We start from the raw sequence: 17,394 nt of genomic DNA on the forward strand, positions 1-17,394 counted from the left end.
CCCTCTTCTGTTGTATGTACATGTAAATTAATACGTATGGATTAGGAAAATGTTTCAATATTTTGAAACTGTAGAAAAACGAATGAAAAAGCCCTTCGCAGAGTAAACACCTGCAAAGGGCTTTTGGTTAGAATTAATATATATACGATTGCAAATTACAATGATGCTTTGTAGATGGCCACAACATCTTCACGTTGCAGTTTATTAAAGTTACCGAATGGCCCAAATACCATTGCTTTATCTGCCATTGTATCAATTTGACTATCGTCAATATCATAATCAGCTAGACGACTTGGCGCTCCAATGGAAGTCCAGAACGTACGAAGTGCTTCAATTCCTTCAAGGGCAATTTCCTCATCCGTTTTCCCTTCTGGATTCACTTCAAATACGTTGATTGCTAAGCGTTTGAACCGAGCTACATCCACATGAAGATTATGTTTCATCCAGTTCGGGAACAAAATCGCAAGTCCGCCGCCATGAGGGATATCATATACCGCAGATACCGCATGCTCGATGTTGTGGGTCGCCCAGTCTCCTGCTAGACCCATGCTTACCATGCTGTTTAGAGCCATCGTACCACAGTACAGAATCGTTTCACGCAGTTCATAGTTTTCGAGATCATGGATCAGTTTTGGCGCAGCTTCCATTACAGTACGAAGCAGCGTCTCACAGAATCCAAGCTGAACCGGGGTGTTTGGATCCAAATGGAAGTAATGCTCCAGTACGTGAGACATCATATCGACCATTCCATATACCGTCTGATCTAGAGGTACAGAATACGTATGTTCCGGATCAAGAATAGAGAATGCAGGGAAAACGTACGGACTTCCCCAGCCCAGTTTTTCCTGAGTATCCTGGTTTGTAATAACAGATCCGCTGTTCATTTCTGAACCTGTGGCAGCCATTGTCAGTACGGTTGCGAGTGGCAAAGCATCTTGCGGCATTGCTGTACGTTTGCAGAAATCCCACATATCTCCATCGTATTTTGCGCCTGCTGCAATAGCTTTCGCACAGTCAATTACACTGCCGCCGCCGACAGCAAGAATTAAGTCTATTCCTTTGCTTTTACAAATCTCTACTCCCTCATGAACGGTGGACAAGCGCGGGTTTGGTTCCACACCAGACAACTCATGTACTTCTGCCCCAATGTCGCTAAGAATGGATAGGGTGCGATCATAGAGACCGTTACGTTTTATACTTCCTCCGCCATATACAAGCAGAACTTTTTTGCCGTATTTCGGTACTTCTGTTTTTAAAGCTTCCAACTGTCCTTTTCCGAAAATTAGACGTGTTGGATTATAAAATTGAAATGATCTCATCATGAGGATCGCCTCCAGATTGTTTAGAAGAATAGCGTCTATTTATTTGCGCCGTTCTATCATTATAAATGCCAAAGAATAGTAAAACAAATTTCATAGACTAGAAATGTACTTCATCCTATCTTTCGTTGCTTTAATCACTATGAAATTACTCACGAGCTGAATGAAAGAATAGTAACTTGAATCAATTTCATAACTCATTAAAATGATGAATTTGTAACTATATAGACAAACAAAACCATTTTGATCTATATATAACCCTGATTAAAGCAACTAAAGGTATTATGAAATTGATTCACTTACATGCACAATTAGAATAAAAGCACACCCCCGGTTGGAAGGTGTGCCTTATCGTTATTTTTGTTCTGTGAAACCAACATGTTGTACAAAACGACGGAATGCAGCTTTACCTGCTTCATCTCGTTTAAATACACCGGCATGTTCGAGAATTTTCGCAAATTTGATACCTGCTTCTTCTTGAACTTTACTCACTGCTTCTTCCTTAGGTAGGGAAGTTCCATATTTATCTGTAAGCTCTTCAATCCATGCTTTGTGCTTATAGAGAGCAGATTGTTCATTCGTTATGGTTTGTTCTCTAAGTTCTTGATCTCCTGCAAGCATATCTGCGATGAGATCAAGTTCTTCTTTTAGACGACCTGGCAAAATAGCTAGTCCCATAACTTCAATTAAGCCGATATTTTCTTTTTTGAGGTGATGCATTTCTGGATGCGGATGGAAGATTCCATCTGGATACTCGCTGCTCGTACGGTTATTACGCAGTACTAAATCCATCTCATACTGTCCATCTTCTGTACGGCGAACAATTGGAGTCACGGTGTTATGCGGTACCCGTTCTCCGCTCGTCTCTGTATGGGACAAGATATCAACTGCTGCATCACTGTATTCCTTCCACGCCTCGTAAATCTCATTTCCAGTTTCAAGAAGTGCATCTGAACTTTGGGACGTCAGACGAAGCACGGACATTGGCCATTTCACAAGACTAAGCTTCACTTCTGGAGCTTTTTCACTCGTAAATACAGCTTCCTCAGCAGCCTTCTGAATTGGGAAGGTATGACGTCCTCCCTGGAAGTGATCGTGCGTAAGAATACTTCCGCCAACGATCGGAAGATCAGCATTGGATCCAATAAAATAATGCGGATACTGATCAACAAATCCAAGCAAGCGGCGAAGAGTATCCTTCGTCAGTTTCATCGGCACATGATCATGATGGAACACGATACAGTGTTCGTTGTAATACACATACGGGGAGTACTGGAACAACCATTTTTCTTGATTCATCGTCAGCGGAATTGTTCTTAGATTCTGACGAGCTGGATGGTTAATCCGGCCCCGATATCCTACATTCTCCCGGCATAACTGACATTTTGGATATACAGGAGGCGGCAAAAGTTTCGCCATTGCAATCTCTTTCGGACTTTTCTCCGGCTTAGATAGATTGATGGTAATTTCCATGTCGCCATACTCTGTAGACTGTTTCCAGTACACATTCTTCTTAACTCGATCCATTCGAATATAGTTGGAGTCTATGGACAACTGGTAGAAACGATCGGTAGCTGCCTGAATACCAGATTTGGTCTCATTTTCACGGAACTCCCGAATCACCTCAGATGGACGGGCCATAAGAAGACCCATAATCTGAGCATCGAGCAAATCACGGTACGTATCTGTATTCTCAGGGATCAGTCCAATCTCGGCACCATAATCTATTAAAATATCGAGAACAGGCTGCGGTCCGGAAAGTTCGGACTCATCTACCAACCCTGCAAAAGGCTCATCGAATTGAAACAAGCTCAGCAGCTGATTACGACTGTAGTCGACATCTGCATCTTCAATGAGTGTATGTCTGTGAGCAAACAATACCAGCCTTTCAATGGCATGAAGCGCTTCTTCTGCAGCTGATAAGGACTGTGAATTTTCTGAAGTTGTTCCTGCACCGGCGTTCATATTCATTTCAGACATTCGCTTACTCTCCTTTGTTGTTCGTATTATAACCTTCTGGATGAGACTGATGCCAGCCCCATGCACTCGCGATTACATCTTCAAGATTTGTATATTTCGGCTCCCAACCAAGAACAGAGCGTGCTTTCGCGGAGGAAGCGACAAGAACTGCCGGATCTCCTGCTCTGCGCGGTTCCATCACAACCGGAATTTCAAGACCGGTCACTTTCTTCGCCGTTTCGATTACTTGTTTTACACTGAAGCCTGTACCGTTTCCTAAGTTAAATACATTGCTCTCTTCACCCTTGCGAAGATAATCTACAGCCCGTAAATGCGCATCTGCCAGATCACTCACATGGATGTAGTCACGGATGCAAGTACCGTCTTCTGTCGCATAATCATCACCAAAAATCGCGATTTGTTTGCGCTGTCCAAGTGCAGTTTGCAGTACCAATGGGATCAGATGGCTTTCCGGCTGATGATCTTCCCCGATTTTCCCGTCCTTATGAGCACCTGCTGCATTAAAGTAACGAAGAGATACATACTTAATACCAAGAACTTTATCAAACCAAGACATCATGCGTTCCATCATGAGCTTCGTTTCACCATATACATTCGTAGGTTCCGTACGATCTGTTTCTTCAATTGGTACTTTTTCCGGCTCGCCGTAAGTAGCAGCGGTAGATGAGAATACGATTTTGCTAACCCCTGCATTATTCATTGCTTCCAGAAGAGTTAACGTACCAAAAACGTTATTATCGTAATATTTCGCCGGATTCTGCATGCTTTCACCAACGAGTGAATTCGCTGCAAAATGGATAACCGCTTCAATCTTATTCTCGGCAAACACCTGATCCAAGAATGCTTTATCTCGCAAGTCACCCTCGCAAAAAGTTCCGCCAAGTACCGCTTCACGGTGCCCTGTCTGCAAGTTATCCACTACCACTACTTCTTCTCCGCGTTCAAGGAGTGCCGCTACTGTATGAGATCCAATATATCCTGCTCCGCCTGTAACTAAAATCGCCATTTTTTTATTCCTCCCCGTCCCATTCTTTTACTCCATCGCCAACACCGCATACATAGAATTCGCCTTCAAGGCCTGTGCGCTCTTTATAAGCCGCTCCGACTTCCTTAACAAAACGTTCTACATCATCTTCATGTACAAGAGATACCGTACATCCGCCAAATCCTGCACCTGTCATTCTAGCACCGAGAGTGCCCGGAATTTTCCGTGCTTCTTCTACCATGACATCGAGTTCTGAACAGCTTACTTCATACAAGTCGCGAAGGGAGTCATGAGAAGCATTCATCAGCTGACCGAATGTCGTAAGGTCGTTTGCGCTTAGCGCTTCAACAGAAGCTAGTACACGCGCATTCTCTTCTACAACGTGTCTAGTCCGGTTCTTCAGGACTTGTTCTCCGAGATGTACTTCGAGCTCTTCATATTGTTCTGGCTTCAGCTCAGCAAGATACTCGAGTGACGGTACATGTTCTTTCAGAATGGAAAGAGAACGATCACATTGCTCGCGGCGTTCGTTATATGCGGAATCAACCAATCCCCGGCGTTTATTCGTGTTACCGATAATGAGTTTGTAAGATCCAGTTTGGAAAGGAACATGTTTGTATTCCAGCGTATCGCACATGAGCAGAATCGCATGATCTTTCGCTCCGTTTGCAACCGCGAATTGGTCCATAATTCCGCTGTTTACGCCAACATACTGATTCTCTGCACGCTGAGAAAGAAGGGAAAGTTCTACCGTATCGATCTTGCCGCCTTCCATCGTTAGCAGTGCAAATCCAGTAAGAACTTCCAGCGAAGCAGAAGAAGACAAGCCCGCTCCATTTGGAATTTCGCCGTGGAATAACAAGTCATATCCTCTAGTTACAGGAGTTCCTGCTTTTTTCAGTTCAACCATGACACCGACTGGATAATCGATCCACTCATCTGTCTTAGATGCACCAATCTCTCCTACCTTAACAGTCGCTGTATAAGGAATGTTGGTAGAGAAGAAATGAATCTCATCATCATTACGCTCGCGAATGAGTAGAGTTGTACCAAATTCAAGTGCTGCTGGCAGTACATAACCGCCGTTATAATCAATATGTTCACCGATCAGATTTACACGTCCCGGAGCATAAAATACACGAATGTCAGAAGAGCTGTTACCGTACTGGTTAATAAAAGAAGCTGTAAGATCTTGCACGTTCACGGGTATATCACCTCTTGTATAAGTTGTTTTGATTTATAGGTTTAGTATACTTGAAAGCGTTACACATGGTAATGTAGTGATGTGTTTTATATATGGACAAATGTGACCTTCAAATAAAATCAAACATGGTAAACATTGGAATTTTGGACGTATTCACCCTGCTTTTTATGGTATAATTCTGATATCAATAAACAAGTAAATGAATAAGGGAGAGACGCCCATTCCCATGACACAAAATGAAATTCCATATACGTATTCTATAGCTTCCAACCCTGTTTCTTATGAAAACAGTTCTCTGCACGTTCTTTTTGCAGGCGAAAGCCAAACCAAGCCAAGTCATGCACTTGGGCCGAAAATTTATGATTACTACCTGCTTCATTACATCGAGTCGGGAAAAGGCATCTACAAAACAGAACATCACACCTACCATTTAAAACAAGGGGATTTGTTTCTTATTCACCCTTCACAGCTCGTGAGTTATGTATCAGATGAGAAAGAGCCTTGGCGATATCGGTGGATTGCTTTTACAGGAACAGAAGCCGATGAACAAGTACGGTATACCGGATTCACATTAGACTTACCTGTATCCTCTGCAGGAGAACAAGAGCAATTTTCGAAGCTCCTCGGTATGATGCAGCAGGCCTTTTACGAGAAAAAGGAGAGTGCACACCTCACCTCCTTAGGATGTTTGTATCTTGTTTTCGCTTTAGCTAAAGAACGGCTTCTTTTAGAATCAGCATTACCTCTTGTAGATGCAAGAGTCGGAGGAACGGTTAAGCAAATGATTCAGTACATGTCGACGCAGTATGCTCACCCCATCTCTATAGAGCAAATGTGTTCGAGCCTTGGATATAACCGGGCCTACCTCTCTCGTATTTTCAAAAAAGAGACGGGATTTTCTCCGGTAACCTATCTGCTCAAACTAAGAATTGATAAATCAAGACAACTGCTTCGGGAGAGACCCGAGTTATCCGTGGAACAGGTTTCTGCATCGGTCGGGTTACCGGATGCCCTATACTTTTCAAGACAATTCAAACGATTTTATAAACAATCACCAACCGCCTATCGAAAACAAGTACAAAAGCAGCCTAGTGATAAAAAGTCATTCCCTTGAACAAGCAAAAAATCCTGCCCCGAGATCAAACCAGGCAGGATTTTTTATTAAATTATCATATTCGTTCATCTATATAAGTGATCTACTAGGATTCATTGTCTCGCAGAATATTCTCGATTCGTTCCAGCTCTTCTGGAGAAAAATCGAGATTTTTCAGCGCGTCAACATTCTCCTTAATCTGACCAGGACGGCTTGCTCCGATCAGAGCAGAGGTAACTTTTCCGCCGCGAAGTACCCACGCAAGAGCAAACTGTGCCAGACTTTGTCCTCTTGAAGCTGCAATCTGATTGAGTGCGCGTACTTTACGCAGTGTTTGAGGAGTGATCTGACTTTCGTTCAGGAATACAGACGAACTTTTTGCTCTTGAATTGTCAGGAATTCCATTCAAATATTTACTCGTGAGAACCCCTTGTTCTAATGGACAAAAAGCAATGCTTCCAACTCCATTTTCCTCGAGTACATCCTGAAGTCCATTTTCAATCCAGCGATCAAGCATTGAATATCTCGGCTGGTGGATTAATAGCGGTGTTCCGAGTCTATTTAGAATACGAACCGCTTCTTTGGTCTGATCCGCAGAATAGTTAGAAATCCCAACATATAAGGCTTTTCCCGAACGAACAATATGGTCTAGTGCCTGCATCGTTTCCTCAAGCGGAGTCTCTGGGTCAAAACGATGAGAGTAAAAAATGTCTACATAATCTAATCCCATTCGTTTCAGGCTTTGATCAAGGCTTGATATTAAGTATTTACGTGAACCCCATTCTCCATAAGGCCCTGCCCACATGTGATATCCTGCTTTCGTAGAAATCACCAGCTCATCTCGATAGGGTAACAGGTCACTCGCAAGGATTTGACCAAACATTTCCTCTGCTGATCCAGGAGGAGGTCCATAATTGTTAGCTAAATCGAAATGAGTAATCCCTAAATCAAAAGCGGTACGAATCATTTCACGACCGTTCTCTAGACTGTTAATTCCACCAAAGTTGTGCCAGAGTCCAAGTGAGATGGCAGGCAGTTTCAAGCCTGAGCGTCCCAGCCGGTTATATGTCATTGTCTCATATCTTGCTTCATTCGCTATATAAACCATTATTGTTCATCCTCTCTCTATTCCTCATACCACACCATTCATTTCTAGTATTTATGATAGACCTTACCACTGTTCTACGCAAGAAAACGTTTACAAGTAAATAAAAAAATAAGCCTATCTTAATAATCTAAGACAGGCTGTAGTGTAACCTTCTCTACAATAAAGCATTTACTTGATCCATCACTTTACCAATCGGTTCCGAAATGAGAAGATCTGCTTTGTTATCGTACGGTGTAGGGGTAGCGTTTAGGAGTGCGATGTGCTTCCCTTGAAAATACGTCACAAGCTGCGCAGCAGGCTGCACGGTTAGCGAGGTGCCGCCAATAATTAGCAAGTCTGCCTCCGACAAGGCATCAACGGCATGATAAAGCGTACCTTGATCGAGTGATTCTCCGTAGAGCACAACATCCGGTTTTACGATGCCGCCGCATTTTTCACAGTACGGCACCCCGCTCCCCGATTGCAGAATATAATTCAAATGATAAAACTTAGAGCAGTCCATACAGTAGTTACGATGAACGGAACCATGTAATTCATGTACCACTTTACTGCCTGCTGCTTGATGAAGTCCATCAATATTCTGGGTTATGACAGCCGTCATCTTCCCTTCGTTTTCAAGACGAGCCAGCAGACGGTGTGCTCCGCTTGGTATGGCATCCGGGTGCAGCATCTTATTACGGTAAAAATCATAGAAGATATCAGGGTGCAGTTTAAAAAAATCGATACTTAATAGTTCTTCGGGTGAGTACGGAGAATGCTGTTCCGTTTGATAAATACCAGCCGCAGAGCGAAAATCAGGAATACCACTTTCCGTGGAAGTACCTGCGCCGCCAAAAAAAACGATTTTGGAACTTTGCTTTATCCAGGTTGTTAATTGTTCAACGGGTTCCATCATGAAAGTGCACTCCATTTCATAAAAGGTCTATTCAAGCGATATTTGGGTATAACTCGTAATCACGGTATCTGCATCGTGTAAATAAAACGAATCATTCGATTGTATGAAACCAACAGCAAGTGCTGATTCTGCACTTTTCGCCATCTGCATATCACCATTACTGTCACCAATGACGGCACAATCTTGTGGAGATAAACCGAGCTTGGCACAGCAGGCATAAGCACTTTCCGGATGAGGTTTACTGTTCTTTACCTGATCATATCCGATTATAACATCAAAATAATCTAATATCCCAAGCCATCTCAAATGAATCTCCGCAGTATCTGTTGAGTCAGCGGTCACCACGCCGAGCCTCAGCCCTTTTTCACGGCATTTGATGAGAAAAGGGATCAAACCTGAAGTGGGATGGGCATGCTCTTGTTTCACTTTACTCATCGCCTGCCTGCTGACCATTCGTACATAGGTGATTGCATCGTTCCACGGCATTCCAGCAGCATACAGCTGCCAGGCAAGTATTCCCGTAGATTCACTTACGGTTGCAATGGCAAACGGCCCTTGTGCATCGTAACCAATGACGCTGCCGCTGCTATTATACTGCGTACCGAATACCTGGTCTCTATGTCCCGTAAAAGAACGTCCCAATGAGGCCAGTTTCTTCTCCAGTTGATCAAGTACAAAGGTAGCCCATGGCGTCCACAGCTTATTCAAATCAAGCAATGTTCCATCTTTGTCAAACAAAATTCCTGAGACGTGTGCCTCTGCTTTTTCTGTTTTTAATAAAACCATTGCTAGGTCCCCCTTCCCCTATTCCATAATTAAACAATCGTCATCCTATCATACAACAGCTTATGTAAAAAAAATTCTGACCGGGTCCCCGATCAGAATGAAAGTTAATATGTCTATAGATTACTGACTTACTTTTCGGATTGTATCTGATCCATCCAAGAAAGAAGAGAATCGGCAGTTAATGTAATCTGTTCTTCCATCGTAATGTCAGCGGTGCCGTCCCCTTTTTGCAGGCCATAGTCACCATACTGCGCATGATTACCTCCAGGCAGGTTGTAATAGATGGTATCTTGCGGAAGATAGTCTCTGCCTACCTTTACATTCTCACGATTAACTACCTTATCTTTCTCCCCAATAATGCTGATGACAGAAAGCGAGGTATCACTCACATCTCCTTTTTCATCTGCATACGCACCTAATAAAAACATACCTGCAAGATCCTCCGCATGACCAGCTGCAAACCTTGCAGCCATAGCTCCGCCAAGTGAATGTCCACCAATCACAAACGTTTCATCAGGATAAGCTTCTATTACTTTACTAGCTGAATTTCCTCCAGCCACCGACAGATTAGCCGGCATTTTCATTACATATACGGGATGTCCGCCTTCTGCAAGCAGCTGAGCTAATGGAGCATAACTTGCTTCTTCAACAAAGGCTCCTTGATAAAAAATCACACTCACACCCTGTGGTTGTTTAGGTTGAAATTCAATCCAATTCTTCTGATCTATCACTTCAACTTGCTCGGTAGACTGCATTGCAGCTTGGGCTTTTTCCAGCGGTTCGAGGGCGTTCATGGAAAGATAAGCCCACATACCTCCAATAGCAAGCACTACTACTATGATAATGCTCCAAATTGTTATTTTTAATTTTCGATGTTGTTTTGTCTTGCTGTTATTCAACTCAGTCACCTTTTCTTCTCTTATTTCTCGAGAATTGCTTTACGGTAAGCACCGATATACTCTTCAGCCTTTCGCTTCACGTAAGTCATATCCCCTGTTTTTACTGCTTGCTGTGTCAGATCTGAGCCAATACCTACTGCAACAGCTCCGCCCTTAATCCATTGACCTAGATTATCCAAGGACACACCACCCGTAGGCATAAAATTAGCCTGTGGAAGCGGACCTTTCATCGTTTTGATGACGGATGGATCGTACACACTGCCTGGAAACAGTTTTACTACATCCACACCAAGCTCAAGCGCAGCTTGAACTTCAGCAATCGTCATCACACCTGGCATCACAGGCACTCGGTATAAATTACACAATCTTACCGTGTCCGGATTTAACGAAGGTCCTACTATAAAAGCGGAACCTGCCATAATCGCAGCTCTTGCGGTCTGAGGTTCAAGCACCGTCCCCGCTCCGATGATTGCAAAACGCTCTTCGTCTGCTGTGTCCCAGCTGTACGTTTTACTCAGTTCTTCAATCGCCTGCAAAGCACCCGGTACGGTCAAGGTAATCTCAATGACTTTGATTCCGCCCGCAATCGCTTGCTCTGCCATTTCAACAACCTGCTTTGCAGAATCTGCACGTAAGACAGCTACGACACCCTGCTCCACGATTTTTTGGATTAACTGCAGTTTTTTCATCGTCCTTACAACTCCTTATATTATGTATGATTTGTTCTATGATTTCAAAAGGTAAATTCCTTAGATCAGAGAGCCAATGCCCCATACTATCGTTCAATATGCTGAATATTGTTCAGAGCAGCTTCTACCTCAGCATGTGTCGGGAGCGCTTCCCAATCTCCTACCGCCTGAATAACCATGCTTCCAATTAAACTTCCGAGTTTCGTTGCCTCTAAAGGCGTCTTGCCTTGTAATATACCAGCAAGGAAACCAGCGCAAAATCCATCTCCGGCCCCTACGGTATCAAGTACTTGCTCTGCTTTGACATAAGGAACCTTGTCTATTCTTCCGTCATCCAGCACATAGGTAAGATCAGGTCCGCCTTTTACGATGGACACGGCCTTCAAAGTCGATAACTTCTCAAAAATCCGTTCCGTATTGTCCTCATCATATAGAAGCTTCAATTCATCAAGACCCGGCAGAAAATAGTCTGCCTGCTCGGCCAAAGACAGAAGCACAGGTCTAGCCTCATCAATTGTCCATAACTTCAACCTTACATTAGGATCAAAACTCACTTTCACACCAGAATCCTTAGCAATGCGGATGGCTTCCTGCACCGTCTCTAGACTGGATGGGCTAATAGCAGCGGTAATCCCGGTAACATGAAGTATTTTGGCACCAGCAATATAATCCCTGTCGAGTTCAGATGGTGTCATACAGCTTGCTGCAGACAGCTTCCTATAATAATGCACCGAAGACTTGCCCGGTAGATTTTCGCGGATCATAAGCCCTGTCGCCATTCCTTCCTTCAACTTTGCTCGGGATACATCGACTCCTTCTCCGCGAATCGACTTCATGATCATTTGACCTAGAGGATCATTACCAAGCCATCCGCACCATCCACTTCGTTGTCCCAGACGAGCAAGACCAATGGCTACATTGCTCTCTGCTCCGCCAAAAGATTTATGCAAGGTTGCAGCGTACTCGAGTCCCCTGGTATCCTGTGCGGTGAACAACCCCATGCTTTCCCCAAAAGTAACCACTTCAGGTTGAACAGATGTATTTTGCATTTTCCAGAAATCCCACCCTTTTTATCACAAAAACGCAGGCGTTTTTGCTTTAGATAATTTCCGTTTCGGTTCACAATCTTCCATTAAGGTGCATTAACTCCATTGTCATCTGCATTGTAACCGTTGTCAATTATAAAATTGTTAAAATAATGTACTTACCAACATTTTTTTACAATGATTTATTTTCTTCGTTTCACAGCAAATCAGCTGTGGTAATTAGATGTTAATAATGACAAAGGAGAGAGTCTACATGCCAAATTCAAAAACCAACCGACCCAAAATGACTCGTGCTGAAGCAGGGCGGCTTGGCGGGGAAGCCACTTCAAAAAAATTCGATCGCTCATTTTATGAAAATATAGGAAGAAAAGGGGGAATCTCCACATCAGAGAACCATGATGCAGATTTCTACCAAGAGATTGGAAGCAAAGGTGGACAGGCTACGGCTCGCTCCCATGACCGTACATTTTATCGTGAGATTGGACGCAAAGGGGGCCTTCGTTAAGATATCTTGTGGTCTTTCTTACATTCTGAAACGCAAAAAAATGAATAAATAAAAGAGACTTTATTTCACATGACAATCATCTGCTCACATAAAACGAATCTAGCGAATCTTTTAGAAAAATATACAGGTTCGTAAAGTTGCGGAGTCTTGATTACTGGGAAATTTAGGTCTCTTTTTTTGTTTTTCTATACCTATGATCCCTTAATTTTGTAGAAATATGCCGGAAACTGTGATAGACTCATACAAATTATATATTCTTTTTACGGTAAAGCCTATTTGCGGTAAAGCATTACAGAACGAACGAAGCACAAATGAAATTATTTTGATTCTGGGGGGAAACAGTCACCATGGCACCGAAAAAAATGCGTTCAGACATGATTAAAAAAGGTTTTGATCGAGCACCGCATCGGAGTTTGCTTCGTGCAGCTGGAGTAAAAGAGGAAGATTTCGGTAAACCGTTTATTGCCGTATGTAATTCATATATCGATATCGTACCAGGACATGTGCATCTTCAGGAATTTGGGAAAATTGTAAAAGATGCGATTCGTGAAGCAGGCGGTGTTCCTTTTGAATTCAATACCATTGGTGTAGATGATGGGATTGCAATGGGTCATATCGGGATGCGCTATTCGCTTCCAAGCCGAGATATTATTGCAGATTCGGTAGAAACCGTAGTTTCTGCTCACTGGTTTGACGGTATGGTATGTATTCCTAACTGTGATAAAATTACGCCGGGCATGATGATGGGTGCACTTCGCGTGAACATCCCAACGATTTTCGTCAGCGGCGGACCTATGAAGGCAGGACGTGACAGTAATGGTCGTGCATTATCTCTTACTTCTGTATTTGAAGGAGTAGGTGCTTACCAAGCAGGTAAAATAGATGATCAAAGCCTGCTCGAATTAGAGCAATTCGGTTGTCCTACATGCGGATCTTGTTCTGGTATGTTTACTGCAAACTCGATGAACTGTCTTGCCGAGGCAATGGGACTAGCCCTGCCGGGTAACGGAACTATTCTCGCGGTTTCACCAGAACGCCGTGATTTTGTACGTAAGTCTGCAACTCAATTGATGGAACTCATTAAACTTGATTTAAAACCTCGTGATATCGTAACTCATGAAGCTATTGATAATGCATTTGCACTCGATATGGCGATGGGCGGTTCTACGAATACGGTACTTCATACGCTTGCGCTTGCTCATGAAGCAGGAATTGACTACCCAATTGACCGTATTAATGAAGTAGCGAACCGAGTACCTCATCTGTCCAAACTGGCACCTGCTTCCGATTATCATATTGAGGATGTTCAGAATGCAGGCGGTGTAAGTGCTGTTCTGAATGAACTTCTCAAAAAACCAGGTGCAATCCATGGGGATTGTATTACCGTAACAGGAAAAACCATTCGTGAGAATGTTGAAGGTGTAGAAATTCAAGATCATAACGTAATTCATGCCTTGGATAATCCTCACTCCGAACGTGGCGGACTGGCTGTACTCTTTGGTAATCTAGCACCTGAAGGTTCCATCATTAAAGTCGGAGCAGTCGATCCTTCTGTTGGCGGATATCATAAAGGTCCTGCGATCTGCTTTAACTCGCAAGAAGAAGCACTCGAAGGCATTGCCAATGGAAAAGTAACTGAAGGAAACGTAGTAGTTATCCGTTACGAAGGTCCAAAAGGCGGTCCAGGTATGCCGGAAATGCTCGCTCCTACCTCCCAGATTGTAGGGATGGGGCTCGGTGCCAAAGTAGGTCTGATCACTGACGGACGTTTCTCGGGTGCATCCAGAGGAATCAGTATCGGACATATTTCCCCAGAAGCTGCGGAAGGCGGACCCATCGCTTTCGTACATGATGGAGATTTGATTGAACTTGACCTCAATAATCGTAAGATTGAACTGCTTATTAGTGAAGAAGAAATGGAACGTCGTCGTGCGGAAGAATGGACAGAATTTGAGCCTAAAGTTAAAACCGGATATTTGGCGCGTTATTCTAAACTAGTAACGAACGCAAGTAACGGCGGCGTTCTAAAAATCTAATATTTCATAAAAAAGGATCCTCCGTTCATAAGAACAGAGGATCCTTTTTAATATATTTCTATTTATGCTACCGGCGGTGTTCTGCTTAAATCAGAATTTCCGGCAAGAATTCCTGATTCCTCTTCTTCATACCGTTCCTCTGTTACTTCTCTTGGGGCAGTTCGCTCTGGCTTATGTATGCTCCCGAATCGTTCATAGAGTACATCCATAGGCATGATGATCATTTTGGGTATCATTTGCTGGCTGCCTTCTTTTAGACGCTTCTGCCCTTGCGGATGAATTACACTCATCAAGATTCGGAGATAAACAGCACTGGAAGCAGCAAACCACCCTTTTGGTAAATCTTTGACAAGAAACCCGAATTGCTCTGGTCCTCGGTTAATCATCGTAACACCATACAGGGCTTTTACCTCGGCTGCATCGGGATCCTTTGCAATAAGATGAGCAAGGTCAGGAAGCTGTTTTTCCATTGCCCGGATCATACGAATCGCTAAATGAACTGATGTTCGTGATGTCGTTCCCAACTGATATAATTTTTTATTATCAAAATGAAGTTCAACGATCGAATCGCCTTTTTCAAGAAATTTGCCATCTGTCATGGCTACCCGTTTTCCTTGATAGGGACGAATTCGGTAATGCAAGAAAGGATTCTCTGGGGTAATCGTCTTTAGATGAGTAACAAGATGAAATACTTTCTCCCAGCCTAACCATAGTTTAACGACTACTTTTTTTATCCCCGTTCTCACCGCCGCAAGCCCCTCCTTTCTATATTGTAGTTTCCTAACCGAATTTGCATGTTTTGATGCATTGTGAAGTTCAATCATCTCATCAATGCGGATGCTTTTCAGTCCTTCTTGCTTCGCCATTTCTAGCACATTTTCCAGCGCAAGAAGCATAATTTTCGGAGCATGTTTGTCTGCACCTGGTGTCGTTCCGCAATCATGAAGAACCATGACTTCTCCGCCGCGAAGTCTTTTCTTCATCCGTTCTGTTAAGCGATCCACCCCGATCCGTTCTTTCCAATCACCGAACATGCCAGACCAAAGAATGATACGATGGTGATGTTTTTTTGAAAAATCAAATAGATTGGTAATTCCCCACGGCGGGCGATAATACTCCGTATGCGACCCTGTTATCTGAAACACAATGGTATCTGTGCGTTCAATTTGCTGGCGGACAAGCTTAGGTGACATCAACCAGTTCGTATAGTGTTTATAATTGTGGATACCAATCAAATGACCTTCATTATGCATACGTTTTAGCAGGTCGGGATTACGTTCTGCATGTTCTCCCACTACAAAAAATGTAGCCTTTGCATCGTACTTTTTCAACAAATCCAACAGAAGCGGTGTATAATATGGATCTGGTCCATCGTCAAAGGTAAGTGCATAATCCTTTACGTTTTTCCCTTTTCGAAATACACGAAAACCGAATAACCGGCTGATTAGACTAGGAATAAATGCATAAAAGGATGTAATATAAAAAAGCAAAAGCAACAAATTTTGCATCATGTAATTCCTCACTTCTCTCGCTTTACTTGCCTGCCAATCCAAACCACACTATTTCCTATTTTATCATATTGTGAATAAAATGAACCTTTGATTTCAAATTTTACGTATACTCTTAAGTAATGCCCACCAAAAATAAAAAAGGAGTCGTTGTTAACGTATGCTTCCTCTCTACAAAAAGTATTGGCGCACTGCTTTTGATATCGGCCTGATTGCACTCACCGTGTTCTTAATTATGTTTGTCTCAAGCAAGCTGTATCACATTGCAGCACCTGTATTTCTTTCCTTTCTTGTATTTATTATTATTGAGCCGCTGGCCAAGTTTCTGCACCGAAAAGGAATTAAGAAAGCAATTGCCTCCGCTATTTCTGTTCTCATGTTTCTTGGTATACTAATCGGTATATTTTTCGGACTTGGAGTCATCCTTGTCTCGTCTATCGTTCAATTTCAGGAAAATATCCCTTACTATACTGAAATGATTCAAACACAGTTTAATCAGTCGATGACCTTTTTACATACCCAAATCAACGCGCTGCCAGAAAGCGTTATAAATCAGATCAATGAATATTTTGAAATCGTCACTGCAACCTTGTCGAACTGGGGCAAAACATTTCTCGGTTATCTTATTACTATGCTCAGCTCCTTCTCTACATTTATAGGAAATTTTGCGGTAGCTATCATTCTTGCCTTTTTCCTTAGTGTAGAGATTGATATGTGGCGGGCTCTTACCAAGAGGAAAGCACCAAAAACAATCAAGAAAGCTTATATGTTTTTAAAAGATCATGTCCTAAGTTCCATCGGTTCTTATTTGAAAGCACAGTTGATTCTCATTTCCATTACCTTTGTACTTGTATATGTAGGACTATTAATTGTGGGAACCGGCAATGCTCTGACGATCGCGCTCGTATCTGCATTTTTTGATCTGCTGCCGCTGCTGGGTATTCCCGTTATCTTTATACCCTGGATTATTTATTTGTTTATTGTAGGTAATACAGGGACAGCTGTAGGACTCATCATTGTATTAGTAGTAACCATGCTGACAAGACAACTAGCCGAACCTAAAATTTCAGGAAATTCAATCGGAGTCACATCTGCCTATTTAATGCTTTCTTTTATGCTTATTTCCTTATCTATTTTTGGGATTGCTGGTGTAATTCTATCGCCAATCTTGCTGATTTTAATTAAGGAATTGCTTCAACAAGGATATTTACAGAAGTGGATCCATCTGCCTGAAGATGAGTTCCAATCTTCACCTTTCGTAATAGATAAACCGGCTCCTCCTGCCGAGTAATCACCAAGCTAAAGAAACTCTACCGCTCAGCCTAATGGCGACAGTAGAGT

General features: G+C 42.8%; 15 protein-coding genes. 4 read left to right on the plus strand and 11 right to left on the minus strand.

The window, feature by feature from the left end:
- Window positions 1-155: 155 nt before the first annotated feature.
- From QPK24_RS18680 to QPK24_RS18695, 4 genes are all read right to left on the minus strand, one after another.
- Window positions 156-1,319: an iron-containing alcohol dehydrogenase gene (locus tag QPK24_RS18680; protein WP_285749430.1), complete on the minus strand. Its 1,164-nt coding sequence runs from the start codon at window positions 1,317-1,319 to the stop codon at window positions 156-158.
- 354 nt (window positions 1,320-1,673) lie between these two features.
- Window positions 1,674-3,299: a UDP-glucose--hexose-1-phosphate uridylyltransferase gene (locus tag QPK24_RS18685; RefSeq protein ID WP_407082926.1), complete on the minus strand. Its 1,626-nt coding sequence runs from the start codon at window positions 3,297-3,299 to the stop codon at window positions 1,674-1,676.
- Window positions 3,300-3,303: 4 nt separating this feature from the next.
- The gene (galE, locus tag QPK24_RS18690; RefSeq protein ID WP_285743735.1) at window positions 3,304-4,305 is read right to left on the minus strand and encodes a UDP-glucose 4-epimerase GalE; all 1,002 of its coding nucleotides are present in this window, start codon (window positions 4,303-4,305) and stop codon (window positions 3,304-3,306) included.
- A 4-nt stretch (window positions 4,306-4,309) separates the two neighbouring features.
- On the minus strand, window positions 4,310-5,488 hold the full coding sequence (locus QPK24_RS18695; RefSeq protein ID WP_285743737.1) for a galactokinase: 1,179 nt from the start codon (window positions 5,486-5,488) through the stop codon (window positions 4,310-4,312).
- Between the two features lie 226 nt (window positions 5,489-5,714).
- Here QPK24_RS18695 and QPK24_RS18700 point away from each other — a divergent pair, with 226 nt between their 5' ends.
- Window positions 5,715-6,602 carry an AraC family transcriptional regulator gene (locus QPK24_RS18700; RefSeq protein ID WP_285743739.1) on the plus strand — a complete coding sequence of 296 codons (888 nt, stop codon included), beginning with the start codon at window positions 5,715-5,717 and terminating at the stop codon, window positions 6,600-6,602.
- A gap of 85 nt (window positions 6,603-6,687) precedes the next feature.
- On the opposite strand, the gene mgrA is transcribed toward QPK24_RS18700, so the two are convergent.
- The 6 genes from mgrA to QPK24_RS18730 all read right to left on the minus strand — a co-directional run bounded on the left by mgrA (window position 6,688) and on the right by QPK24_RS18730 (window position 12,007).
- Window positions 6,688-7,689, minus strand: coding sequence for an L-glyceraldehyde 3-phosphate reductase (gene mgrA, locus QPK24_RS18705; RefSeq protein WP_285743742.1), 1,002 nt, complete (start codon window positions 7,687-7,689; stop codon window positions 6,688-6,690).
- A 154-nt stretch (window positions 7,690-7,843) separates the two neighbouring features.
- Window positions 7,844-8,581 carry an NAD-dependent protein deacylase gene (locus QPK24_RS18710; protein WP_285749434.1) on the minus strand — a complete coding sequence of 246 codons (738 nt, stop codon included), beginning with the start codon at window positions 8,579-8,581 and terminating at the stop codon, window positions 7,844-7,846.
- Window positions 8,582-8,611: 30 nt separating this feature from the next.
- Window positions 8,612-9,370, minus strand: a complete 759-nt coding sequence (locus tag QPK24_RS18715) for an HAD family hydrolase (protein WP_285743745.1) — start codon at window positions 9,368-9,370, stop codon at window positions 8,612-8,614.
- A gap of 128 nt (window positions 9,371-9,498) precedes the next feature.
- Window positions 9,499-10,278 carry an alpha/beta hydrolase gene (locus QPK24_RS18720; protein WP_285743747.1) on the minus strand — a complete coding sequence of 260 codons (780 nt, stop codon included), beginning with the start codon at window positions 10,276-10,278 and terminating at the stop codon, window positions 9,499-9,501.
- Window positions 10,279-10,289: 11 nt separating this feature from the next.
- The gene (locus QPK24_RS18725; protein WP_285743749.1) at window positions 10,290-10,958 is read right to left on the minus strand and encodes a bifunctional 2-keto-4-hydroxyglutarate aldolase/2-keto-3-deoxy-6-phosphogluconate aldolase; all 669 of its coding nucleotides are present in this window, start codon (window positions 10,956-10,958) and stop codon (window positions 10,290-10,292) included.
- 86 nt (window positions 10,959-11,044) lie between these two features.
- The gene (locus QPK24_RS18730) at window positions 11,045-12,007 is read right to left on the minus strand and encodes a sugar kinase (RefSeq protein WP_285743751.1); all 963 of its coding nucleotides are present in this window, start codon (window positions 12,005-12,007) and stop codon (window positions 11,045-11,047) included.
- 250 nt (window positions 12,008-12,257) lie between these two features.
- On the opposite strand from QPK24_RS18730, the gene QPK24_RS18735 reads away from it, so the two are divergent.
- Window positions 12,258-12,509 (plus strand): KGG domain-containing protein, encoded by a 252-nt coding sequence (locus tag QPK24_RS18735; RefSeq protein WP_285743753.1) that lies wholly within the window; start codon window positions 12,258-12,260, stop codon window positions 12,507-12,509.
- A 347-nt stretch (window positions 12,510-12,856) separates the two neighbouring features.
- Entirely contained in the window at window positions 12,857-14,545 is a 1,689-nt protein-coding gene (gene ilvD, locus QPK24_RS18740) for a dihydroxy-acid dehydratase (protein WP_285743755.1), read from the plus strand.
- A 62-nt stretch (window positions 14,546-14,607) separates the two neighbouring features.
- Here the strand turns inward: ilvD and QPK24_RS18745 are convergent, their stop codons facing one another.
- Window positions 14,608-16,056 (minus strand): polysaccharide deacetylase family protein, encoded by a 1,449-nt coding sequence (locus QPK24_RS18745; protein WP_320416898.1) that lies wholly within the window; start codon window positions 16,054-16,056, stop codon window positions 14,608-14,610.
- 157 nt (window positions 16,057-16,213) lie between these two features.
- On the opposite strand from QPK24_RS18745, the gene QPK24_RS18750 reads away from it, so the two are divergent.
- Window positions 16,214-17,344: an AI-2E family transporter gene (locus QPK24_RS18750; protein ID WP_285743757.1), complete on the plus strand. Its 1,131-nt coding sequence runs from the start codon at window positions 16,214-16,216 to the stop codon at window positions 17,342-17,344.
- The last annotated feature ends 50 nt before the right edge of the window (window positions 17,345-17,394 follow it).

Source organism: Paenibacillus polygoni (genome assembly GCF_030263935.1).
Taxonomy (GTDB): domain Bacteria; phylum Bacillota; class Bacilli; order Paenibacillales; family Paenibacillaceae; genus Paenibacillus; species Paenibacillus polygoni.